This window comes from Gordonia sp. J1A, assembly GCF_055393515.1.
In genome coordinates, this window is sequence record NZ_AP041607.1 from 1,746,491 (window position 1) to 1,767,254 (window position 20,764).

The window sequence follows — 20,764 nt, forward strand, 5'->3', positions numbered from 1 at the left end:
ATGACCGAGACGTTCCCTGGCGATCTCGACGGGCTTCCGGAGCCGTGCACGGTGAGTGTCCGCTGCACGGGATGGGCTGAACGTCGACACGACATCGTGATCGAGCGCGACTGGACCGTCCGCACTCCGCACGATCTGGAGGCGGATCGGATCGCCGCGGCATTGGGTGGTCAGCGACACTCGTGCCTGTCGATCGCAAGGGCGGTCGATAGAGCCCGTATGGTGTTCGACCGCCAGGACAGAAGGACAGCGTTACCGGCCCGATGCCCGTCCGAGTCTCCGATCGCACTCGCCGCGGAAGTCCGTCACCATGCCTCGACCTACGGTCCGACCGTCCTGGGGCTCGTCCAATCCATTCGTCTCCAGGTCGGCGATAGTGCGCCGTCGCCGGAGTTGACCGAGTCCGCCGCGCGCATCCTCCTCGAGACCGACGGCATCGAGATTCTCTGGGACGCCGGCGTCCATCCACGACATGTCGTCGCCTGGTGGGAGTCGGTAGGTCGGCCCGACGGCAGGGTGTCGGTCTACGACCTGCTCGCGCACATGGCATCCCGCGACGAGTTTCCAACCCTCGTCCACACCGGCCCGCAGCCGCGCGCGGTTCCCGACCTCCTGACTGACGGCTTCGTCGTACCCGGCGTGGTGCGGAGTCTCGTCGGCGACCCTGCGTTCATCGAGCAGTGTGCTCGGATCGTCGCAGCTCCACGCCCGGATCACTCCCCCGCCAGCACTGTCCCCGGCTGTACTCTGCTCGTTCCGGAGGTCGAGCCACCGGCCCGGCTCTTCATCGATCGCTCCAGACCCGGTCAGCAGGCCGCGGCCCGGAACGGCACGCGGCAGGCCTCTTCGGACGTGGTCGACGGTGTCCGTCTCGTCGCGGTCCGTCGTGCGCACGACCGAGAACCGTCGTTACTGCTCTTCGCGGTCTCCGACGCAGTCGAGGTGCCGCGCAATCCCGTCGACGACGCCGATCCGCTGTACCGCCTGTCACGCGATCTCCTCGAAGCCGCCTTCGGGGAGACGCGGAACGCCAGGCTTCGCCGGCTCAACCGGTTCGCGGAGTGGATGCACGAGGCCGGCGAGTACGCCGAGGCCGTCATCTGGCTTCTGGACACGTACCGGCGCCAGCCGGCGAATCCATGGTCGGTCAGCCAGTTGATGACGGTGTTCGCGATGGTCTTGCGCGGTTGTCTTCCCACGAGGGACACACCGCGCGTCCTCGAGACCGTCGGCCGACTCCTGACCCGCGACGCTCCCGAGATCTGGGGATTGCCGACGCACTTCGGCGAATGCGAGTTGCTGGAGACGGAACCCGTCGCTGATCTGGTCGATCTGGATCTGCTGCATTCCCGCACTGAAGTCTGGATGCGATCGATCTTCCGAGAGATGCACCCGCACGACGACGGTGCCGCACTCGCCGCATCGGTCACCGTCGACCGGCGCGAACACGACATCCAGTGCGCCTGGGGACCGACGGTGGTGGCGTTCGCGTACCGCCGCTCGGGTACCGCGGATCCGACATGGATCGCCGAGTCTCCGCCCTCGGCCAGGGCTCACCTGATTCATGCGGCCCTGTTGCTGGCGTTCAACGAGGTCACCGGCGTCCCGACCCCGCTGCCTCCGGTTCCCGCCGACTATTCGGACACCGCCGCCCGTTCCGCATTCATCCGGGAGCTCTTCGACGTGCGCGCGTTGCGGCGCTTGAGCTCCGTGCGCGGGACTCACTTCTAGCTCTATATGCCGGACGCTGTGGATCAGCGGTTCGCGTCCTCCACCGATCACGGCCGACCATGAGCAAACCGCGATCGAAGGAGCACGTGCCATGGTCGGAACCTGGGGACTGCCGGTGGATGAGCACGGGCTCGTTCACCGTGCGCGGGTCAAGGCGGCCGGTTGGTCGGACGCCGCGCTTGCCGAGGCCGTCGCGCGCCGCGAACTGCAGCCGATTTGCTCCGGCACGATGTTCGCCGTCGTGCTCGCGTCGCGACCGACACCGGTCACGAACGTCCGGTTCGGCTCCGCCGCAGCCGCCCTCGGATTGCCGAGCGGTGTCAGAGCCTGCGGATAGCGTGTTCGCCCCACTTCTCTGCGGGCGGCACGAGTGTCGGTGTCGGCCGCGTCACTGTATCCGCAGGCCCGGCACACCGAACCGACCACGTCATGAGAACCTGGTCAGGTGACTCTTCCTCATGACGACATCGATCCAGACGGCCTGCTCGAGTACTCGGTCGTGTTCACCGACCGTTCCCTGAACCACATGTCCAAGCGGTTCATCGGCGTCATGCAGGATCTCCTCGGCATCCTGCGCACCACCTACCACGCTGGCAGCGTCGCTGTCGTTCCCGGCGGCGGCACCTATGGCATGGAGGCGGTGGCGCGTCAGCTCGCGACCGGGCGCCGCGTGCTCGTCGTGCGCAACGGCCTGTTCTCGTACCGGTGGTCGCAGATCCTTGAGACCGGTGGCATCACCGATCAGGTCACGGTGTGCCAGGCGCGTCCGGTCAGCGACGCCCACCAAGCCGCGTGGGCTCCGGCGCCGATCGACGAAGTGGTGGCCGCGGTGCGCGAACAGCGCCCCGAGGTGGTCTTCGCTCCCCACGTGGAGACCGCGTCCGGCATTCTGCTGCCCGACGACTACCTGACGACTCTCGCCGCGGCGGTTCACGAGGTGGGCGGACTGTTCGTCCTCGACTGCGTCGCCTCCGGTGCGCTGTGGGTCGACATGGCCACCATCGACGTCGACGTCCTCCTCACCGCGCCGCAGAAGGGCTGGAGCGGCACCCCGTGTGCCGGCTACGTCATGCTGCGCGAACGCGGCCGCGACGCCGTCCTCAATTCGACGTCCACCAGCTTCGCGATGGACTTGCGCAAGTGGCTCTCGATCAGTGACTCGTACGTCGACGGCCAGGCCCCGTACCACGCGACGATGCCGACCGATTCGCTCGCGCACAACGTCGAGCTCATGCGCGAGACCGTCGACCTCGGCGCTGAGGAACTGCGCAGCCGTCAGCTCGACCTGGGCAGCCGGGTTCGCAAGCTGCTCGCCGCGAACGGCATGCCGTCTGTCGCCGCCGAAGGCTTCGACGCCGCGACCGTCGTCGTCGCCTTCACCGACGACGCCACCCGCAAGACCGGCGCCGCGTTCAAGGAGGTCGGTCTGCAGATCGCCGCCGGCGTCCCGCTGCAGTGCGGCGAGGGCGAGAACTACTCGTCGCTTCGCATCGGACTGTTCGGCGTCGACAAGCTGACAGACGTGGACGGGACGGTCGAGCGGTTGAGTGCGGCGCTGGATCGGTTGAAGGGGTAGTACTCGTCCCCTCGTGGCCTTCTTCCGGAAGCGATACCATCTTCCGGAAGAAGGCCACGAATGTCTGGCCACGAAGTCCAAGTACAGCAAAGGCATCACGTGGCTCGCCCGTTGTCACTCATCGTGCCCGGCCGATGCCGTGCGATCAGACCGTGTTTCCAACCGCTTCGGCTAATTGGTCGGCGACGGTATCCGCCACGCGATACACCTTGTATCCGTCGGCGGCCAACGCCGCGTCACGATCATCATCTTCACCCTCGACGAGGACGACCCGCGACTCCGTCCACAAGGCCTCGGCAGGCCAGTAGTACTCACCGATGTCGATTCCGATCTGAGGCTTGGCGACGCCAAGCGTGGCAAGCTCAGCAAACAGCTCAATCACGGAACTCGACGTGTGCGTGAGAGTCTGTCCCCACGGTCCGTCAACCGCGTCTCGGACGCCTTCAATCCTCAGCTCGTTGAATATCGCCAGAGCTCCGGCGCGCGAAAGACGATCGTGATGCCGGTCGTTGCGGTACGACCGCAGACAGCCGTAACACGATGTCTCCTCACCACAGTCGCACCGACTCACGCGATCCACCGCGAACCTGACGACCCGCTGCAGGTTCTCGGCGATCTTCTTCGACGCGCCCGCTCCCCCGGGCACCGTATCGAACAAAACGATGCTGCGTTTGCCGTCTTTGCTCCACGAGAGAGTGCCGTCGATGTCATCCCTACTGATCTCAAGAGCTTCCGATGCCCCCTCGAGCAAGGCATACAGAACCGACAGCCAATGTGATTCGGAGTCCTTGTCGTAACTGACGGCGCGAACGGGTGGTCGCTCATCGTCCACGGCAAAGGCATGAGGCAACGGGTCCTGCCTGTGCCCGATGATCTGGCGTCCGCACTCCGGAGCGCGGATAAAGGGTTCCTCTTTCCGGGCCCGTCAGGCAGCCACCTTTCAGCGCACTGGGTCGGGACTCTTGTCTCACGCGCACTCGGAGACGGAACAACCATGCATCAGCTCCGCCACCTGTGCGCAACTGAGCTCCACAACGAGACTCACGACGTGCGGCTCGTACAGGTAATCCTCGGACACGCTTCGCTGGCAACTACCCAGCGCTATCTAGCCGTTGACGAGACCGTCATGCGGAACGCGCTCGTTCAGAGGGCCAACAAGTGGAGCAGCGTTCGTCGTCAATAATAATGTCTGAGTTGGCACCTGTCCCGGAACTGTGGCTGATCCCAATGCCGGACGGACACTTCCTATAGGGCATGCTCGACTTGCGGGACATCGTAGAGAAGGGCGGCAACAGCTGTGGGGGTCCTACTTCCAACAATCCAGGCCAACCACATCCGAGAAGGCCTGACCGACTACCTCGCGACCACGTTCGCCCTCACCGACCCCGACGCCCAGGGCGTCCTGTCGGACTTCGTTGGACACCCCGACATCGGCATGTTCAAAGACCGCTACGTGCGCCTTCGCCTGCCGTTCGCCCCGGCGGGTGGGAACTGGAGGATGCACCTGGACTGGTGGCCAACGGGATTCACCCCCTACGGCCACCAGGCCGCCGCGTTCGAACGCCTCTCCAGCACGTTCCACCAGCGTCCACAGCTGGAGCTCGTCACCGCCGGCACCGGCTCCGTCAATCGCTCCGGAAGCCCGCGACCAACGTGTCCGAACCGAGAGTTCGTGGTGTCGCGTCCTGCAAACTCACCTGAAGCACCACACGATACGGAGGCCTGAGCCAGTGAAGCCCGAAACCCACACCGTTCAACAGTTGTTCGAGCGCGACGTCCGCTACATCGTCCCGCTCTACCAGCGCCCGTACGTGTGGACTGAAGACGAGCAGCTGGCACCGCTGTGGGATGACGTGAGCGCGCTCCTCGCGCACCAGGAGTCCGGCGACGCGTCTTTCCCCACCCACTTCCTCGGTGCGATCGTCCTCGACCAGGAACCGACGGCACCGGGAAAGATCCCGCAGTACACGGTGATCGACGGACAGCAGCGACTGACCACCATGCAGCTGCTCATCGCTGCCACGGCCAATGCGATGAGCAATGCCGGTGCCGACGACGACGCCGCCCTCCTGCGCGACCTGATCTCCAACAACGAGCGCAAGTCCAAGGGGATCGAACGCTTCAAGGTCTGGCCGACCAACGCCAATCGCGACTCGTTCGCCGCGGTCATGGCGCCAGCGGGCCCCACCGACGACCGCGAGGACGATCCGAACAATCGGATCGACGAGGCGTACGACTACTTCGTCAACCGGGTTGCCGAGTACCTGGCCGGCGCTGACGACGACACTCCGTCCGAGGACGGCGCGCTGTTCGACCGCGCAGAACGTCTTCGGATCACCTTAAGCGACCTCCTCAAGGTCGTCTCGATCACGTTGGAGCCCAACGACAACGCCCAGGTCATCTTCGAGACACTCAATGCTCGCGGCACGCCGCTCCTCGCCCTCGACCTGGTGAAGAACGCCGTCTTCCGGGAGGCGTCGCGTCAACACCGCGACACCGACGACCTGTACGACAACCTGTGGAAGCCCGCCCTGGAGGACGACTACTGGCGTGCCGTTCGCCGGCAGGGGCGTTTGAACCGCCCTGTCGGAGAACACTTCCTGATGCACTGGCTCGCGATGAAGCTCGAACGCGTCATCCCCGCCACCGAACTCTTCGCAACGTTCCGGCAGAGCATCTTGCAACCCGGCATCGACGCCGAGGCACTGCTCCGTGAGCTCTGCAAAGACGCCGCCGTCATGCGGTCCTTCGACGACTTCCAAACAGGAACCGTCGAAGGCGACTTCATCGCGCGACTCGAACCGCTGGGAGCAGGAACTGCGTTACCCGTGGTCCTGCTCCTGTTTCGCACCCCCGAGATCACCCTGAATGTTCGTCGACGTGCGCTCCGCATCCTGGAGTCCTTCCTCGCGCGGCGGGCACTCATGCGGTTGACCACCCAGAACTACAACCGCATCGTGCCCCGGATGATCGCGGCCATCAAGGCGGACCCGGCCCACGCCGACACCGCACTCCTCGCCGTCCTCGCAGCAGGCGAGGGATACGCGACCCGCTGGCCCGGTGACGGCGAGTTCTCCACCTTTCTGCGAACCCGCGACGTCTACGACTACATCAGCCGCAAGCGTCTGATCATGGCGTTCTCCGCAGTCGAATCGAGCCTGGACTCGCGCAAGACCGATGTCGTGGCACAGGTTTCGGACCTCTCCCTCGAACACCTGATGCCCCAGCAGTGGGACCAGCATTGGCCGGTCGACGCGGATACGAGCAGCGCGGACCACGAGGCGATCACCACGGCCCGAGACGCCCGCGTCCACCGGCTCGGGAACCTCACGATCGTCGCCGGATCACTGAACTCGGCCATGTCGAACGCTCCCTGGGCCACCAAGCGTGCTGCCCTGAACCGGCACAGCCGGCTGCTGCTCAACGCCTGGCTGGCCGAGCAGGAAAGCTGGGACACCGCAGCGATCGACGACCGCGGACAGTGGCTGGTCGACAGGCTCACCGATATCTGGCCCGGCCCCGACTCCGCGACCTGGCACAACTGAGAAGGACGTACTGAATCGCCCCGGGTCTGATGGAGGCTCTCAATCCTGGGAAGGATGATGAGAGTCATGGCAGGACCGGGGAAGTACAGCGTTGAGCTCCAGCAGCGGGCGACGCGGATGGCGATGGACGCCAGGAAGGACCCCGAGTCCGCTCGTGGGGCGATCAAGCGGGTCGCCGATCAGCTCGGGGTTCATCCCGAAGCGCTTCGGAATTGGGTCCGTCAGGCCGAGATCGACGGCGGTGTTCGGCCGGGTACCACGACCGACGACGCGCAGCGGCTGGCCGAGCTCGAGCGCGAGGTCCGCGAACTGCGTCGGGCGAACGAGATATTGAAGACATCTGCGGCGTTTTTCGCGGCAGCGGAGCTCGACCGCAAGATCAAGTAGAGGTACCCACCGCGGTGCTGGTCGACTATATCGATCAGCACCGCGACCGGTTCGGGGTCGAGCCGATCTGCGCTGTGGTGAAGGACGCCGGCGTGCAGATCGCCCCGAGCACCTACTACGCCGCTAAGAAGCGGCCACCCTCGGCACGTGCGGTACGAGACGCTGAGCTGGTCATCGATATCCGGCATGCTCACAAGGCCAACCTCGGCGTCTATGGCGCCCGCAAGATTCACGCCGAGCTCAACCGCGAGGGCCTCAAGGTCGCCAGGTGCACCGTCGAGCGACTGATGAAGGATGAGGGCCTACGTGGCATCGGTCGGGAGAAGACCCGCAAGACCACCATCGGCGCCGACGCCGAGACCGAACGTCCGGAAGACCTCGTCGACAGGAAGTTCGTCGCCACTGCACCGAACCAGCTGTGGGTGGCCGATCTGACCTACGTCAGAACACACGCCGGGTGGGCCTACGTCGGGTTCGTCCTAGATGTGTTCAGCCGGATGATCGTCGGCTGGCAGGTGTCGACCTCGCTTCGCACTGACCTCGCTTTGGACGCCCTCGACATGGGGCTGTGGGCCCGGCAGCGCGCCGACCAGGACCTCACTGGCCTTATCCACCACAGCGACAGAGGAGTCCAGTATCGAGCGATTCGCTACACCGAGCGGCTCGCCGAGGCCAACGCCGTCGCATCCGTCGGGTCGAAGGGCGACAGCTACGACAACGCCATGGCCGAGGCGCTCAACTCGCTGTTCAAGGCTGAGTGCATCCGCAACCCCGTCATGCGGCCCAAGGGCGGCTGGAAGAACGTCGGTGACATCGAGATCGCGGTCGCTGAATACGTCGACTGGTTCAACCACCGACGGCTTCACGGCGAGATCGGGCTCGTCCCGCCAGCTGAATTCGAGGCCAACCACTGGGCATCACAACCCACGAAGCACTACCGTCAGAATCCGGTCCTCACCGAGGTCGGATCCAACTAACCGAGCCTCCACGAAACCCGGGGCGATTCACGATGACTTCCCGACGTCGTCGATGCCAGCGCGATCCTCACGACGACTCATCTGGATCCTCGCAGGTGTCGCAACGGTTCTCCTATTGGCAATCTCCGCCGGCGTCGGCCTGATGCTCGGACAACGAGGCTCCGACACTTCCGCGCAGTCGGCCGTGCAACAGATCTTCGCGCCGAAGCCCGAGTCGCTGCGCAGCGCGGCAGAACGTATGGACAAGGAGGGAGATGCCATCGAGGCTGCGGGATCGTCGCCGATCGCGCAAAAGAAATTCGTCGAGTACTGGGCCGAGCCGTCGTGCGCAGCGATGATCAACGCCTTCGTCGAAGCGTTCGCCGGATCTGAAGATGATCCCGCCACTCCGTCCGCACCTAGTCGGATCATCTCGGTGAACGAGTCCGGCGACAAAGGCACTGTGGTCACAGAGTCAGCTGGTGAGACCGAGACACAGCACTGGGTTCGATTGAACGGCCGCTGGATGATCACTTGCGAAGGCGCGTTCGGTGACGAATCGTCGACTCCGACCCAAGCGGACGACGTAGCCGAGACGGCCCTGCGCACGCGACCGACCGCAACGCCTCGCTCCGAGTCCACCGATCACCAGCGGCCAGTTCCACTGCCGAGCCCCCGGTTCAGAAGCTCTCCTCACGGTCGAGGCCGATACACCCAACGTGCAGATCGCCTACGCACCCGGAGAATGGCAAACATACGCACTGACATACTCAAATGCTGTAGGCCGATATTCAACGTCGATCAATGTGACTCCGGAGAGTTCGAGGAGCATGTACATCGCTGTTAGAGGATCGACTTCGCAGCACTGTCGCATCCGACTCGACGGAACCGTTACCGTCACCGATAGCGGTCCGGAGCAGGCGGTCTGCAGCATGCCTGAGTGACGGCGTCACGGCTCGAACCCTGGCGAGTGCGGATAGTCCGGAGCCACGGTGCAGTCGATCGTCGACGACAACGGTCTACCCTCCTACGTTCGCGATCCCGATCCGACCCGCGTCAGCGATCGACCTGATCGCGGTGATCGTGTTGAGGCCACGACAGTTCGAATGTCCACCGTCATTGACGCGCGTATCCACGCATCAGTCACCGAGCAACGATTGAGTGCACTTTCGTGTCCACTCATCTCAGGCGACCGTCCTTCGCACGCTCAGCCATCAGCAGTTCTCCGAGGGCATTGACGCCGGGCGCCGCACATCTACGCCCACCGCACCGGCAATCACCCCAGAAGTTGTCGTGGTGAGAGTTGCCTTCGACCAGAGCGGCGGTGCCGGTTCCGAGCAGAAGCTCGCGCATCCGTCGGGATCCGAACTTGTACTGGAGGACGACTTGCATTGCGCGAACACGCCCACCGACATCCCAGTCATCCCGAAGCGTGACGGACCGCCCGCGGCGCTTCGCCTCCCCCGGACTACTCGCCGACAAGACGTACTCCTGCTCGTTCGGATCCCGCGTCTTCAATGCGTTGAACGCATGCTCTGACGACGGAACGGTCCCGAGGGTCGGAACCGTGAACTCGTCCTCAAAGAAGTTCGACAAGAAGAAGTTCGACCCGCGAAATGAGTCGATACGTTCGAAATTGCTCATGCCTGGCACTGTGGCACGAGACTCCGACAGAAACGAACGATTATCGCGCGGGCCAGGCAACCGTCGAGCGTTCGGACTACGGCACCCGGTACGTCCACTCCTGGCTGCTGAACTTCTCGTCGACCAACTCCTGCGCGGCCGCCAGTTCCGTATCCGTGTACCCGGCCTCCCGCGTCCGGTACCGCCCGCGGAAGTGATCTAAGAACGCCTCGATGATCGCTGCACGCGTCATCCCCGTCTGCGACCGCATCGGGTCCACGCGCTTGCCGGAGCTGGTGATTCCCTTGTCGGAGATCTTCTCTCGCCCGATCCGCAGGACCTCGGTCATCTTGTCGGCGTCGATGTCGTACGACATCGTGACGTGGTGCAGCACGGCGCCGGCGACGATGCGCTTCTGCGCGGCGCCGCCGATCTTGCCGTGGTCGGAGACGATGTCGTTGATCGGGACGTAGCGGGCGTTGACGCCGACGTCGGCGAGGGCGCCCATCACCCACTGGTCGAGGAACTCGTACGACCGCTCGAAGCTGAGTCCGTCCACCAGCGATGTCGGCACGACGAGCGAGTAAGTGATGCAGTTGCCCGGCTCCATGAACATCGCGCCGCCACCGGATATGCGCCGGACGATCCCGATGCCGTGGCGGGCGGCGGACTCCTCGTCGACCTCGTTGCGGACCGACTGGAACGAGCCGATCACGACGAGCGGCGAGTCCCAGTCCCAGAAGCGCAAGGTCGGCGGGCGAGTCCCCGCCGCCACCTCCCGCAGGAGCACCTCGTCGAGCGCGACGTGCATCGCGGGCGCCATGACGACCGGTTCGACGACGTCGAAGGTGTGGTCGTGCCAACTCGTGGCATGACCGAGCGCACGACGGATCGCAATACCGACCGACTCGGGCGTGAAGCCGACCATCGAGACGTCAGCGGTCAGTGCCGCTTGAATGAGCGCGCCCAAACCGGACGCATCGGCCGTCACGGACGCACCGGTGACGGCCTCGGTGATGACGTCGAGAGCGTCGTCCGGTTCGAGGAAGAAGTCGCCCGACAGCGATACCCGCGAGAGCCTCCCATCCTCGACGTGGACGTCAACCACCACCAGCTTGCCACCAGGAACTTTGTATTCGCCGTGCACTCGTCCAGCGTACGGCCGCAGGTACGCCGCAGAGTTCCCGCTCCTGAGTCGATCGGGGCGCGAGAACGCGCAATCGAGATCCACCCGAACGGACCACACCGACCGCCTGTCACCAGCGCTGATCGTCATACGACCGCCGCAGACGTCGGCGCGCGGGACGTGCAGCGATCAGATTCTTGTCGTAGCTCAGTCGTACGTTCTCGGAACCATCGCAAAACAGACAGAACGAAGGAGAGGAAATGAACGAACACGACGCGGGCAACGACGGTCCCACGGGCAGACCAGTCCCGCCGACCGGCGAACATCATTTCGCCGCCGCCGGGTATCCCCCGCCCACGAGTCCATTCGCGACACCGCCGGGAACCCTTGCACCACCCGAAAGCGCTGCCGCGCCGAAGCGCCCGCGTAAGCGTGGCCGGATTCTGTTCGCGATCGTCGCAGCGGTGTTCATCGCAGTCGGCTCGGGTGCAGTGGGATACGCGATCGGGTCGGACGAGTCCGCGACCTCCGGGACCGAGACCGCGGCATCGCCCGAATACAGCTACCCGCCGACGACTGGGGTCTCGACCGTCCCGGTCACGGCAGCCGACTTCAGTCTCTCCGTCCTGACAGAGGAGAAGAAGTGTTTCGGTTCCGCCGGCTGCCTCGTCACGGTCTCTCTCGAGCCGACCTTCAAAGGTGCTTCCAGCGTCCTCACGGACCGTAGTTTCAAAGTCCTCTACGAGATCGACGGCGGCGAGGATCCGATCCTCGACAAGTTCACGATGGTGGGCACACAGGTGACCATCGACCAGAGCACATCGGTCGAAACACCGTCGAGCGACACCGAGGTCACTGCCAGGGTGACGCAGGTCGTGGAGACAACGGACGAGGGCTGACCAGAACCGGCGGCCGCGGCGCGCTGCGAACGTACGCACTTCACCCTCGCCAGGCGAAGCCGCCCATTCGGACACGAAGCGCGCACTACGCTTACGCCATGTCCAGCATCCTGATCGGCTTCATCGCCATCATCATCGGCATTCTGTTCTGCTTCCGAGGCGTGGTGGCGATGCGCGTCGTCATCGCAGTGTGGGGCGCCTTCGTCGGCCTCAATCTCGGTGCGGGGCTCGTCTCCGCCGTCACCGGAGACGGCTTCTTCTCAAGCGCGGTCGGATGGATCGTCGGCATCGCGGTCGCGATCCTCTTCGCACTCCTGGCGTACCTGTACTACGCGGTGGCGGTGACGCTGGCGATGGCCTCCATCGGTTTCGTCCTGGGCACCGCACTGATGGCCGCCATCGGAGTGACCTGGAACTGGGTCATCATCGTGGTCGGCGTGCTCGTCGGCATCCTCCTGGCGGTCGCTGCCATCGCGCTGAATCTGCCGGCGCTACTGCTCGTGGTGCTCAGCGCACTCGGCGGCGCCACGGCGATCGTCGGCGGTCTCATGCTTCTGACGTCGACGATCGCGCTCGACGACTTCTCGCGGGCGAGCGTCACATCCACCATCGGCCATCACTGGTGGTGGTACGCCGCCTACATCGTGCTCGTCATCGCGGGCGTGGTGGCTCAGGCGCGCGTCATCGGACGCGACCAGGACCTGCACCAGCAATGGTGAACACGGACCCCTGCTGAACGACAGCGGCCCGCCACCCGAACTCTCGGGTGGCGGGCCGCTCCGGTCGGTACGGTCAGCGGCCGGTCAACTTGTCTTTCACGGCGTCGACGCCTTCCTTGACCTTGTCCGCAACCTCGGTGACCTTCTCCTTGGCGGCAGACTTCCCCTGGTCGGTCTGCCCCTCGGTACGCAACTGGTCATCGTCGGTCGCAGCGCCGACGGCTTCCTTCGCCCGGCCCTTCAGGTCTTCAGCCTTGTTCTGTGCATCGTCGGAAAAGCTCATCTGTCCTCCTTGAATAGCGGATGGATCTGCATCTTCCACACTTCGTCGCCACTCGTTTGGACGACACTTCCGACGGTACCCACTCCCCTTCGACCCTGCAGGACACGAGGTGACACCATCCGCAGTGGCATCGCCGACACCTCGCCGCATCCCCCGTCCATGTCACTGAGCAGCGGGCCCACCGACGCACCGGATCGCACATCTGTGCGAACATGTCGTCCGGCTGTGGCACAGTGTTCACAGCCGCATCTGAACGAGGAGAAAGGCCCGCCATGCCCCCGCGCCGCCGCTTGGCATCGGAGTCTCTGACCGCTGACGACCTCGCCTCCCTGAACTCGGCGCTGGCCGAGGGGCGACGCGCCACGGTGTATCTGCGCGAGGGCACACCCAGCCTCGGCCTCGCGCCCGGCGCCTCGGCGCGCGTGATCGCGATCTCCGGGACGACGCTGACCATCAAACCGCGCGGCGTCGACGACGAACTCCCCTACGAAGCCGATGAACTGCGGATGACCAAGGACGCACCGGCTCAACCGGCGAAGGCTGCGAAGGTCGCGAAGCCCGCGGCAGCGAAAAAGGCCGCTCAGCCGAGACCGGCCGCAGCACCGAAGACCGACGCAGCGGCGGCTCAGACACGAGCTACCGCGGCGGCGCCGAAGACTGCGGCCAGGCCGGCGAAGCGCGCGGCAAGCAAGAAGGCACCGTCGTCGGTGACGGTGACGGTCTTCGGTTCGGCCGACAACGAATGGTCGGTATCGGTGACACGGGGCGGACGCAAGCCCACGCGGTCGCGCAGTGTCGCTGCTGACTCCGTCGAGTCTGCGATGCGCGAACTCGGTGACGACGCGGCGTTGGAAGCGGCGGCGTCGGTGCTGAACGCGGCGCGGGAGGAGGCTCAGCGGCGGGTCGAGGAGCTGAGCCGGGAGCTGGAAGCGGCTCGGCGAGCGTTGGCGGCGCTGGAGGGGCAGTCGGAGTCGGAGTGAAGGGGGTGGCGGGTTGGTGATCGTCTCGATACGCCCGGCTCACTGCGTTCGCTGGGCTACTCGACCGGCCTTGGGGGTGACGTCGGCCTGCTCGGCGGGCCTAGAAAGTGGAGCGGGGATGCTCGGCGGGCCTAGAGGTGGCGTCGGCCTACTCGACGAACGTGAGCTGTGACGACAACGCTCAACCCATTCCGACCTTCTGCACCGTCGGTTCGATCACCGCGACCACCCTCGGGTCCTCGCGCGGGTAGGGTACCGGGATGTACTTGGCCGCGACGCGGTCGACGATCTCCCAGCCGGCGTCGCCGTCGATCCAGTCCACCACTCGACCGCGGACCGTCACCGGCGTGAACGGATCGTCGGCGGTGGCGATCGAGATCGCGACGCGCGGATCGCGCCGCAAGTTGCGCGCCTTCACCGAGCCAGGGCCGGTGAAGACGACGATGCGATCGCCGTCGGTCCCGACGAAGACCGGGACGACGTGCGGTGAGCCGTCGGGAGAGACGGTGGCGACGTGGGCGATCGGGGCGCCGTCGAGGACGCGCCGGAGGTCCGAGGTGAGCATGGCTGGTCCTTTCGCTCTGACTGGGACGCTAGTCGCCGCGGAGCCCTGCTGAAATCAGTTCGCACAACCGATGCCGAGGGAAGATTCACCCGCGCGGCACTGTGCGGACTGATTTCAGCAGGGCCCCGTGATTACTCCGAGGTAACAAGGGCGGCGTTTCGGCCGGTGGACCGTCTCCGGCCCTGCGATAGTCGAACCATGCGCCCGACATGCAGCTTGTACATAGACACCGGATACCTCCTCGCGTCGGCCGCCACTCGCGTCGCCGGAACATCGTTGCGCGGCAGCATCAACGTCGAGTACTCGCGTCTGATCGACACACTGGTCGACACCGCCGAACACCTCTCCGGCCTCCCGACGCTGCGGGTGCACTGGTACGACTCCGCCGACAACGGCGTTCCCAATGCCACACAGCAACGCATCGGCGAACTGGCCAAGGTGAAGCTCCGACTCGGCCGCTTCGGCGTCAACGGCGAGCAGAAGGGCGTCGACCTCCGCATCGGCCTCGATCTCGTCGCGCACGCCCGCAACAGCACCTCCGACGTCTTCTTCCTCGTGTCCGGCGACGACGACCTGACCGAGGCCGTCGAAGAAGCACAGGTACACGGCGTGCAGGTGATCCTGCTGGCGGTGCCGAACGCCGACGGCAAGTCGCACGGCGTCAGCAGGCACCTGATCCGCGCCGCGGACGACCTGCACCGGATCGACGGACCCGCGATCGACCGTTCCGTTCTCAGCGTGGATCGCCAGCCCGCCCCGAAGCCGTCGGCGCCGGTCACCGCCAAACCCGGGCCGGTCGCACCCAAACCCGCCGCGCGCACACCGCTCGACGCCGCCGCCGCGTCGGTGGCCGCACGCGCTACTCCCCCGCCCGCACCGACCGGCGTGCTGGCCTACAGCTCCACAACCGGATCGGTGGCACACGTGATGCCGGAGTTCGACGACGCCGAGCAGGAGCAGATCATCGGCGACGTGGTCGGCCGCGTGCTGGCGGCCTTCCGCAAGAGCGCCACCCCGCAGGAGACCGCGGAGCTCGAGCGCGCACGACCCTCCATCCCGCGCGACATCGATCGCGCCCTCCTGCTCGACGCCTCGGAGGCGATGGAGCGCTACACCGTCGACGAGCCCGTCCGCTTCCGCCTCCGCCAGCGATTCTGGGACGAGTACGACGCCGGCTGACCCACCTTCCGGCAGCTCACCGTGAGCGCATGAGGTGCTTCTGAATCTTGCCGGTCGCCGTCTTCGGGAGAGCGTCCACCACGACCACGCTCTTGGGCGCCTTGAATCCGGCGAGGCGCTCGCGCGCCCACGACTGAATCTCCTCCGACCGCCCCTCACCGGAGTCGGCCGGCTCACTGAGCACGACGAACGCGGTCACCGCCTCACCCCAGTGTTCGTCGGGCACGCCGACCACCGCGACTTCGGCGACCGACTCGTGTCCGAGCAGCACCCGTTCCACTTCCACCGACGAGACGTTCTCGCCGCCGGATTTGACGATGTCCTTGGCGCGGTCGGTGAACCACACGACGGCCTCGTCGTCGAGATAGCCGATGTCGCCGCCGTGGAACCAGCCATGCGCGAAGGCTTCAGTGTTCGCGTCGCGGTTGTTCCAGTAACCCTCCATGAGTTGCGGTGCGCGATAGACGATCTCGCCCTCCTGACCGGTCGGCAGGAGGGTGCCGTCGCCGCCCATGATGGCGATGTCGGTGCTGACCGTCGCCGGCCCCCACGAGGCGTCCTTGACACCCTGGTGGCCCGACCACTGCAGCTCCGACGCCGGCGTGGTCTCGGTCTGTCCCGAGCCGAGGATGATCGCGGCGTTGGGGAACCTCGACCGCAGCGCCGCGAGCAGTTCGGCGGGCATCGGCGCCATCGCGTACAGCCCGGTGACGAGGCTGTCGGTGTCTCCCTCCGCCAGCGCGGGCTGCTGCAGGAGAGCGGCCCACATCATCGGGAGCATCGTCAGGTGCGTCACCGCACGCCGGGTGAACACCTCGGCGAGCGCGGCGGGGTCGAAGCCGCGCAGCAGCACCACCGTCGCGCCGACGGTCAACGACGGCAGCAGCAGCGCATCCAGGGCCGTGACGTGGAACAGCGGCAGCACGATCGGTTGCACCGCGGGGCGGGTGTCCGGCCGCAGACCGAGGCCAAGTGCCGAACTCAGCACCGAGATCTGCACGGCCACATGCGAAGTCACCACGCCCTTGGGCCGCGACGTGGTTCCGGAGGTGTAGAGGCAGTGCAGGATGTCGCGGTCGTCGACGATCGTCTCGACGACGGACCGGTCGGCGGCGAAGACCTCGTCGAAGGCCACCGACCGCAACCCGGCCACCGTGTCGGGTGCCGTGCCGGCCACGATCACCTCACCGAGGCGATCCGATGAGGCCTCCGCGACCGCCGGCTCGAGCACTCCGAGGAACACATCCTCGGTGACGATGGCGCGGACGCCGCTGTCGGCGAGTTGGTAGGCGATGTCGGACGGCGAGAGCAGCAGATTGAGCGGCATCGCCACCACGCCGATCTTGGCGAGTGCGAAGAACGACGTGACGAACTGCCAGCTGTTCTGCAACTGCAGCGCGATGGCGTCACCCCGCTCGTAACCGCGTTCGAGCAGCCCCCGCGCCAGCGCGTTGGCACGTGCCTCGAGTTCGGCGTACGAGAGTTCGAGGTCGCCGTCCACCAGGGCTGTGCGCGTGCCGTAGTGGGCGGCGCTGCGAGTCAACAGGTCGCCGACGCAGACGCGATGCGTCAGGTTGACGGTCAGCGGGTCGACACCGGACAGGTCGGGGCGCATTCCGGACATCAAGAACTCCTTGCAGTGGATCGCGGGGACACGCGGTCGGCGTGAGGCGACCGTAGCGCAAAAACAATCGTTCGTGACTGTTTTTCGCGGATGTGCTGGTCACACACGTCGAAGCACCGTCGCCGCGGCACGCCGCCGATCCCGACTACGCTGGATCCGATGACCTCCCCCGACTGGACCGACGAGCAGGTCGACGCCGTCCTCGGCGCCTTCGACACTCGGACGCTGCAGCGTGCGCGGTCGTACGCCACCAACGGCATGATCACCGGTATCGACTGGTCCGACGGCGTCCTCACTGGCGTCTCACTCGGCTCCGGTGAGCAGCGCTACCGGTGCAAGGTCACAGCCGCCTGGGATGGCCCGAAGCCGCGGGTGTCCGCGAGCTGCACCTGCCCGGTCGCGATCCGCTGCAAGCACTGCGCGGCGCTGGTCATGGCCGCGACCGCCGAAGGCACGGCCGTCGCCCGGCGGTCGTCGTCGGCGCACTCGGCCCTCCCGCTTTCACGATGGCGCACTCTGATCGACGAGATCTCGAAGTCGTCGCAGTCCGTCGAGCACACCCCGGACGGTCCGGAACTGCCACTGGCACTTCAGTTCTCCGTACACCGCAGCTATCGCGGCGCCGACTCCGTCCGTCTCCGGCCGCTCACCATGAGCGAGCAGGGGCGGTGGGTCAAGACGCGCGTCACCTGGAAGACGATCCTGTCCGGAAAGACCGCCGACCGCCATCCGGAGAAGGCCCTCGACGTCCTGACCCGATTGGCCTCGGCGCTGGCGATCAGCGGACAGAGCGCCTCCATCGGTGACGAGATGTCGCTGCTGATGGCTCCGCCGAGCATCTGGGTCCTGCTCGACGAGGCCCGCGACGCGGGCGTGGAGTTCGTCAACGCGCGGTCGTCGAAGAGCACGACCGTCGAGTACGGCGATCACCTCAGCACCCGACTGCACGTCACCGCTCAGCGTGCCGGCGTCCATGTGGCGCTCGAGGTGCTGGTGGACGGTCGGCCCGTTCCGCCGGACGCCTTCCAGTTCCCGATCGGCAGGCCCCGCGCGCACGGCATCGCGCAGGAGGTCGGCGACGTCCTGTACATCGGCCCGCTGCCCCGGCTGACCACCACCGAATCGATGCTGCTGGTGAGCCGGGTCCCACTGGAGGTGAGCGACGACGAACTCGGCGACTTCCGCGAGGCGCTGCCGACCCTGCAGGCCGACCGCGCCGTGGTGGTGGAACCCGGAGCGTTCCCGGCCGCCGACCTCGCCGGTCCGTTCCCGGTACTGCGCATCGAGACCGGTGAGCACCCGTGCGCCACCTGGTCGACGGCGTACGAGACCGACGGCGAGGTCCACGAGTTCCCGACGCAGGGCACCGAGACCGGCCGGTTCCGCAACGCGGCGGCCGAGCGCGCGATGTGGGACGAGGTGCGTCCCGAGCTGGAGATGGTCGCCCGCAGCAGCGCCCACTGGGTGGCAGCCGCCGCCGATCTCCTCGAACGTCGGCTGCCGAAGTACCGCTCCGACTACCGTCGCTTCAATCGGGTGTACGCCGTCCTGCGTCAACTCCGCGGCGGCTGCACGGTCGCGGCGGCGTTCGATTCTCTTCCCGAGTTGCGCACCGTTCCGGTGCCGCTGTCACAGCTCGAAGTGGCGATCCTGTGCGCGGAGACGGTCCCGAAGATCACCGAGCTCGGCCGGGTGCGCGTCGACGTGGTCGGCACGCCGCCCGACTACCGTCCTGCCGAGGCGCCGCCGGTCCTGAGCTTCTCCGGCGACGGCGACGCGCGCAGCGACTGGTTCGACCTCCGCGTGGCACTCGACGTGGACGGCCACAAGATTCCGATCACCACGATCATCTCCGCCCTCGCGTCCGGCGAGACGCACATGGTGCTCGACGACGGTACGTACTTCGCCCTCGACATCCCCGCGCTGCAGACCCTGCGCGACCGGCTCGACGAGGCCCGGGAGATGGGCGAGCTCGACGGCGACCGCGTCAGCACGCACACCCTCAACGCATCACTGTGGGACGAACTGCTCGAACTCGGCGTGGTCGACGAGCAGCTCCGCCGATGGCGTGATCGCATCGCCCGTCTGGCCGCGGCGAGGCCGCCGCACTCGGTACCGCCGCCCGCGGGTGTCGACGCCCGGCTGCGGCCGTACCAGCAGGAGGGCCTGGATTGGCTCACGTTCCTCTGGGACAACGAGCTCGGCGGCGTGCTCGCCGACGACATGGGGCTCGGCAAGACGGTGCAGACTCTCGCGCTGATCCAGCGCGTAGTGGACGAGCGACCCGATGCCCGGTTCCTGGTGGTCGCGCCCACCAGCGTGATCGCCAACTGGGCCGCCGAGATCCACCGGTTCGTACCCGGCCTCGAGATGCTGACCGTTCCCGCCACCGAGAAGCGGGTCGGGACCCCGCTGGCCGATCGGATCGCCGACGCCCGGATCGTCGTCACCTCCTACGCGTTGCTGCGGATCGACTACGACGCCTTCGCCCGGGTGCCGTGGACGGGTGCGATCTTCGATGAGGCGCAGTTCCTCAAGAACCACAACTCCAAGACCTACCAGGCCGCACGGCGGCTGCAGGCCCCGTTCAAGCTCGCGATCACCGGAACCCCGATGGAGAACCGCGTGATGGAACTGTGGTCGCTGGTGTCGGTGGTGGCGCCGGGACTCTACAGTTCACCGAAACTGTTCAAGGAGCACTTCGCCGACGCCATCGAAAGCGGGCAGGCTCCCGAGCGGCTGGCGATTCTCCGACGCCGGCTGCGGCCGATCATGTTGCGCCGCACCAAGGATCAAGTGCTCGTCGACCTGCCCGAGAAGCAGGAACAGTTGCTGCCGATCGAGCTCGAGCCCAAGCATCGAAAGGTGTACGACACCTATCTGGCCCGCGACCGCCAGCAACTCCTCGGGCTCTTGGAGGACTTCGACGGCAACCGCATCCAGGTGCTGCGTGCGCTCACCCGGCTACGGCAGTTGAGTCTGCATCCGGCGCTGGTGGACGACGAGCACGCCGCGGTGAACTCGGCGAAGATCGAGTACCTGTCCGAGCAGCTGCCCATCCTCATCGACGAGGGCCACAGTGCGTTGGTCTTCAGCAGCTTCACCGGCTTCCTGAAACTGATCGCCGCCCGGCTCGACGCGGCCGGGATCGCCTACAGCTATCTGGACGGCTCCACCGCGATCACCCGGCGCGGCGAGCAGATCGAGCAGTTCACCCACGGCCGCACCCGGGTGTTCCTCATCAGCTTGAAGGCCGGCGGCTTCGGATTGAACCTCACCGCCGCCGACTACTGCTTCATGACCGATCCCTGGTGGAATCCCGACGCCGAGAATCAGGCCGTCGACCGCGCGCACCGCATCGGCCAGCACCGCGCGGTGACCGTCTATCGAATGGTGTCCACCGGCACTATCGAGGAGAAGGTGATCGACCTGCAGAACCGCAAACGCGAACTGTTCGACGCGCTGCTCGACGACGGCGCCGCGTTCTCCGGCGCAATCACCGCCGAGGACGTCCGCGGTCTGCTCGGATAGGCACGATGCCACACTGGTGAGCGACCGCTCACCGACCACG

18 protein-coding genes, 1 pseudogene and 1 other annotated feature are annotated in these 20,764 nt (G+C 66.2%); of the genes and pseudogenes, 13 read left to right on the forward strand and 6 right to left on the reverse strand.

Features of this window, described 5'->3' with window-relative positions; all coding sequences use genetic code 11:
- The 3 genes from ACZ5QD_RS08145 to ACZ5QD_RS08155 all read left to right on the forward strand — a co-directional run bounded on the left by ACZ5QD_RS08145 (position 1) and on the right by ACZ5QD_RS08155 (position 3,307).
- On the forward strand, positions 1-1,731 hold the full coding sequence (locus ACZ5QD_RS08145; protein ID WP_464367211.1) for a hypothetical protein: 1,731 nt from the start codon (positions 1-3) through the stop codon (positions 1,729-1,731).
- A 91-nt stretch (positions 1,732-1,822) separates the two neighbouring features.
- Entirely contained in the window at positions 1,823-2,068 is a 246-nt protein-coding gene (locus ACZ5QD_RS08150; RefSeq protein ID WP_433821824.1) for a hypothetical protein, read from the forward strand.
- Positions 2,069-2,176: 108 nt separating this feature from the next.
- Positions 2,177-3,307 carry a pyridoxal-phosphate-dependent aminotransferase family protein gene (locus ACZ5QD_RS08155; RefSeq protein WP_006897840.1) on the forward strand — a complete coding sequence of 377 codons (1,131 nt, stop codon included), beginning with the start codon at positions 2,177-2,179 and terminating at the stop codon, positions 3,305-3,307.
- Positions 3,308-3,452: 145 nt separating this feature from the next.
- Here ACZ5QD_RS08155 and ACZ5QD_RS08160 read toward each other — a convergent pair whose 3' ends face one another.
- Entirely contained in the window at positions 3,453-4,139 is a 687-nt protein-coding gene (locus ACZ5QD_RS08160) for a DUF1998 domain-containing protein (protein ID WP_006897841.1), read from the reverse strand.
- A gap of 9 nt (positions 4,140-4,148) precedes the next feature.
- Here ACZ5QD_RS08160 and ACZ5QD_RS08165 point away from each other — a divergent pair, with 9 nt between their 5' ends.
- The 5 genes and pseudogenes from ACZ5QD_RS08165 to ACZ5QD_RS08185 all read left to right on the forward strand — a co-directional run bounded on the left by ACZ5QD_RS08165 (position 4,149) and on the right by ACZ5QD_RS08185 (position 9,042).
- Positions 4,149-4,490: a tyrosine-type recombinase/integrase gene (locus tag ACZ5QD_RS08165; protein WP_081598150.1), complete on the forward strand. Its 342-nt coding sequence runs from the start codon at positions 4,149-4,151 to the stop codon at positions 4,488-4,490.
- Between the two features lie 114 nt (positions 4,491-4,604).
- A pseudogene (locus ACZ5QD_RS08170) lies at positions 4,605-4,931 on the forward strand (hypothetical protein); the annotation flags it as partial.
- Between the two features lie 106 nt (positions 4,932-5,037).
- Positions 5,038-6,852 (forward strand): DUF262 domain-containing protein, encoded by a 1,815-nt coding sequence (locus tag ACZ5QD_RS08175; protein WP_006897844.1) that lies wholly within the window; start codon positions 5,038-5,040, stop codon positions 6,850-6,852.
- A 66-nt stretch (positions 6,853-6,918) separates the two neighbouring features.
- A protein-coding gene (locus ACZ5QD_RS08180) for an IS3 family transposase (RefSeq protein ID WP_412475370.1) occupies positions 6,919-8,216 on the forward strand; the annotation gives its coding sequence in 2 pieces (ribosomal slippage) (positions 6,919-7,210 and positions 7,210-8,216; 1,299 coding nt in all).
- Positions 7,197-7,346, forward strand: a sequence feature (AL1L pseudoknot). It overlaps the preceding gene by 150 nt.
- 115 nt (positions 8,217-8,331) lie before the next feature.
- Positions 8,332-9,042: a hypothetical protein gene (locus tag ACZ5QD_RS08185; protein ID WP_006897847.1), complete on the forward strand. Its 711-nt coding sequence runs from the start codon at positions 8,332-8,334 to the stop codon at positions 9,040-9,042.
- Positions 9,043-9,374: 332 nt separating this feature from the next.
- Here the strand turns inward: ACZ5QD_RS08185 and ACZ5QD_RS08190 are convergent, their stop codons facing one another.
- Together ACZ5QD_RS08190 and ACZ5QD_RS08195 are read right to left on the reverse strand one after the other, a co-directional pair.
- On the reverse strand, positions 9,375-9,839 hold the full coding sequence (locus ACZ5QD_RS08190; protein WP_051999695.1) for an NADAR family protein: 465 nt from the start codon (positions 9,837-9,839) through the stop codon (positions 9,375-9,377).
- A 76-nt stretch (positions 9,840-9,915) separates the two neighbouring features.
- The gene (locus ACZ5QD_RS08195; RefSeq protein ID WP_464367212.1) at positions 9,916-10,965 is read right to left on the reverse strand and encodes a lipoate--protein ligase family protein; all 1,050 of its coding nucleotides are present in this window, start codon (positions 10,963-10,965) and stop codon (positions 9,916-9,918) included.
- Positions 10,966-11,204: 239 nt separating this feature from the next.
- Here ACZ5QD_RS08195 and ACZ5QD_RS08200 point away from each other — a divergent pair, with 239 nt between their 5' ends.
- On the forward strand, positions 11,205-11,843 hold the full coding sequence (locus tag ACZ5QD_RS08200) for a hypothetical protein (protein ID WP_045539162.1): 639 nt from the start codon (positions 11,205-11,207) through the stop codon (positions 11,841-11,843).
- A 98-nt stretch (positions 11,844-11,941) separates the two neighbouring features.
- Positions 11,942-12,562: a TM7S3/TM198-like domain-containing protein gene (locus tag ACZ5QD_RS08205; protein WP_045539164.1), complete on the forward strand. Its 621-nt coding sequence runs from the start codon at positions 11,942-11,944 to the stop codon at positions 12,560-12,562.
- A 73-nt stretch (positions 12,563-12,635) separates the two neighbouring features.
- Here the strand turns inward: ACZ5QD_RS08205 and ACZ5QD_RS08210 are convergent, their stop codons facing one another.
- Complete coding sequence (locus ACZ5QD_RS08210) at positions 12,636-12,845, reverse strand: CsbD family protein (RefSeq protein WP_006897852.1); 210 nt, start codon at positions 12,843-12,845, stop codon at positions 12,636-12,638.
- Between the two features lie 272 nt (positions 12,846-13,117).
- Between ACZ5QD_RS08210 and ACZ5QD_RS08215 the strand changes: the two genes are divergently transcribed.
- Positions 13,118-13,825: a DUF6319 family protein gene (locus tag ACZ5QD_RS08215; RefSeq protein WP_464367213.1), complete on the forward strand. Its 708-nt coding sequence runs from the start codon at positions 13,118-13,120 to the stop codon at positions 13,823-13,825.
- Between the two features lie 181 nt (positions 13,826-14,006).
- Here ACZ5QD_RS08215 and ACZ5QD_RS08220 read toward each other — a convergent pair whose 3' ends face one another.
- Positions 14,007-14,390 carry a TIGR03618 family F420-dependent PPOX class oxidoreductase gene (locus ACZ5QD_RS08220; protein ID WP_222111554.1) on the reverse strand — a complete coding sequence of 128 codons (384 nt, stop codon included), beginning with the start codon at positions 14,388-14,390 and terminating at the stop codon, positions 14,007-14,009.
- A gap of 198 nt (positions 14,391-14,588) precedes the next feature.
- Here ACZ5QD_RS08220 and ACZ5QD_RS08225 point away from each other — a divergent pair, with 198 nt between their 5' ends.
- Positions 14,589-15,569 carry an NYN domain-containing protein gene (locus tag ACZ5QD_RS08225; protein ID WP_006897672.1) on the forward strand — a complete coding sequence of 327 codons (981 nt, stop codon included), beginning with the start codon at positions 14,589-14,591 and terminating at the stop codon, positions 15,567-15,569.
- A gap of 16 nt (positions 15,570-15,585) precedes the next feature.
- Here the strand turns inward: ACZ5QD_RS08225 and ACZ5QD_RS08230 are convergent, their stop codons facing one another.
- On the reverse strand, positions 15,586-17,193 hold the full coding sequence (locus ACZ5QD_RS08230; protein WP_045539168.1) for a class I adenylate-forming enzyme family protein: 1,608 nt from the start codon (positions 17,191-17,193) through the stop codon (positions 15,586-15,588).
- A gap of 159 nt (positions 17,194-17,352) precedes the next feature.
- Here ACZ5QD_RS08230 and ACZ5QD_RS08235 point away from each other — a divergent pair, with 159 nt between their 5' ends.
- On the forward strand, positions 17,353-20,724 hold the full coding sequence (locus tag ACZ5QD_RS08235) for a DEAD/DEAH box helicase (RefSeq protein WP_464367214.1): 3,372 nt from the start codon (positions 17,353-17,355) through the stop codon (positions 20,722-20,724).
- Positions 20,725-20,764: the final 40 nt, after the last annotated feature.

Coding starts and splice junctions, on each gene's coding strand:
- ACZ5QD_RS08235 (WP_464367214.1), top strand. CDS start 17,353: ATGACCTCCCCCGACTGGACCGACGAGCAGGTCGACGCCGTCCTCGGC.
- ACZ5QD_RS08190 (WP_051999695.1), bottom strand. CDS start 9,839: ATGAGCAATTTCGAACGTATCGACTCATTTCGCGGGTCGAACTTCTTC.
- ACZ5QD_RS08205 (WP_045539164.1), top strand. CDS start 11,942: ATGTCCAGCATCCTGATCGGCTTCATCGCCATCATCATCGGCATTCTG.
- ACZ5QD_RS08220 (WP_222111554.1), bottom strand. CDS start 14,390: ATGCTCACCTCGGACCTCCGGCGCGTCCTCGACGGCGCCCCGATCGCC.
- ACZ5QD_RS08150 (WP_433821824.1), top strand. CDS start 1,823: ATGGTCGGAACCTGGGGACTGCCGGTGGATGAGCACGGGCTCGTTCAC.
- ACZ5QD_RS08230 (WP_045539168.1), bottom strand. CDS start 17,193: ATGTCCGGAATGCGCCCCGACCTGTCCGGTGTCGACCCGCTGACCGTC.
- ACZ5QD_RS08210 (WP_006897852.1), bottom strand. CDS start 12,845: ATGAGCTTTTCCGACGATGCACAGAACAAGGCTGAAGACCTGAAGGGC.
- ACZ5QD_RS08200 (WP_045539162.1), top strand. CDS start 11,205: ATGAACGAACACGACGCGGGCAACGACGGTCCCACGGGCAGACCAGTC.
- ACZ5QD_RS08165 (WP_081598150.1), top strand. CDS start 4,149: ATGAGGCAACGGGTCCTGCCTGTGCCCGATGATCTGGCGTCCGCACTC.
- ACZ5QD_RS08225 (WP_006897672.1), top strand. CDS start 14,589: ATGCGCCCGACATGCAGCTTGTACATAGACACCGGATACCTCCTCGCG.
- ACZ5QD_RS08145 (WP_464367211.1), top strand. CDS start 1: ATGACCGAGACGTTCCCTGGCGATCTCGACGGGCTTCCGGAGCCGTGC.
- ACZ5QD_RS08215 (WP_464367213.1), top strand. CDS start 13,118: ATGCCCCCGCGCCGCCGCTTGGCATCGGAGTCTCTGACCGCTGACGAC.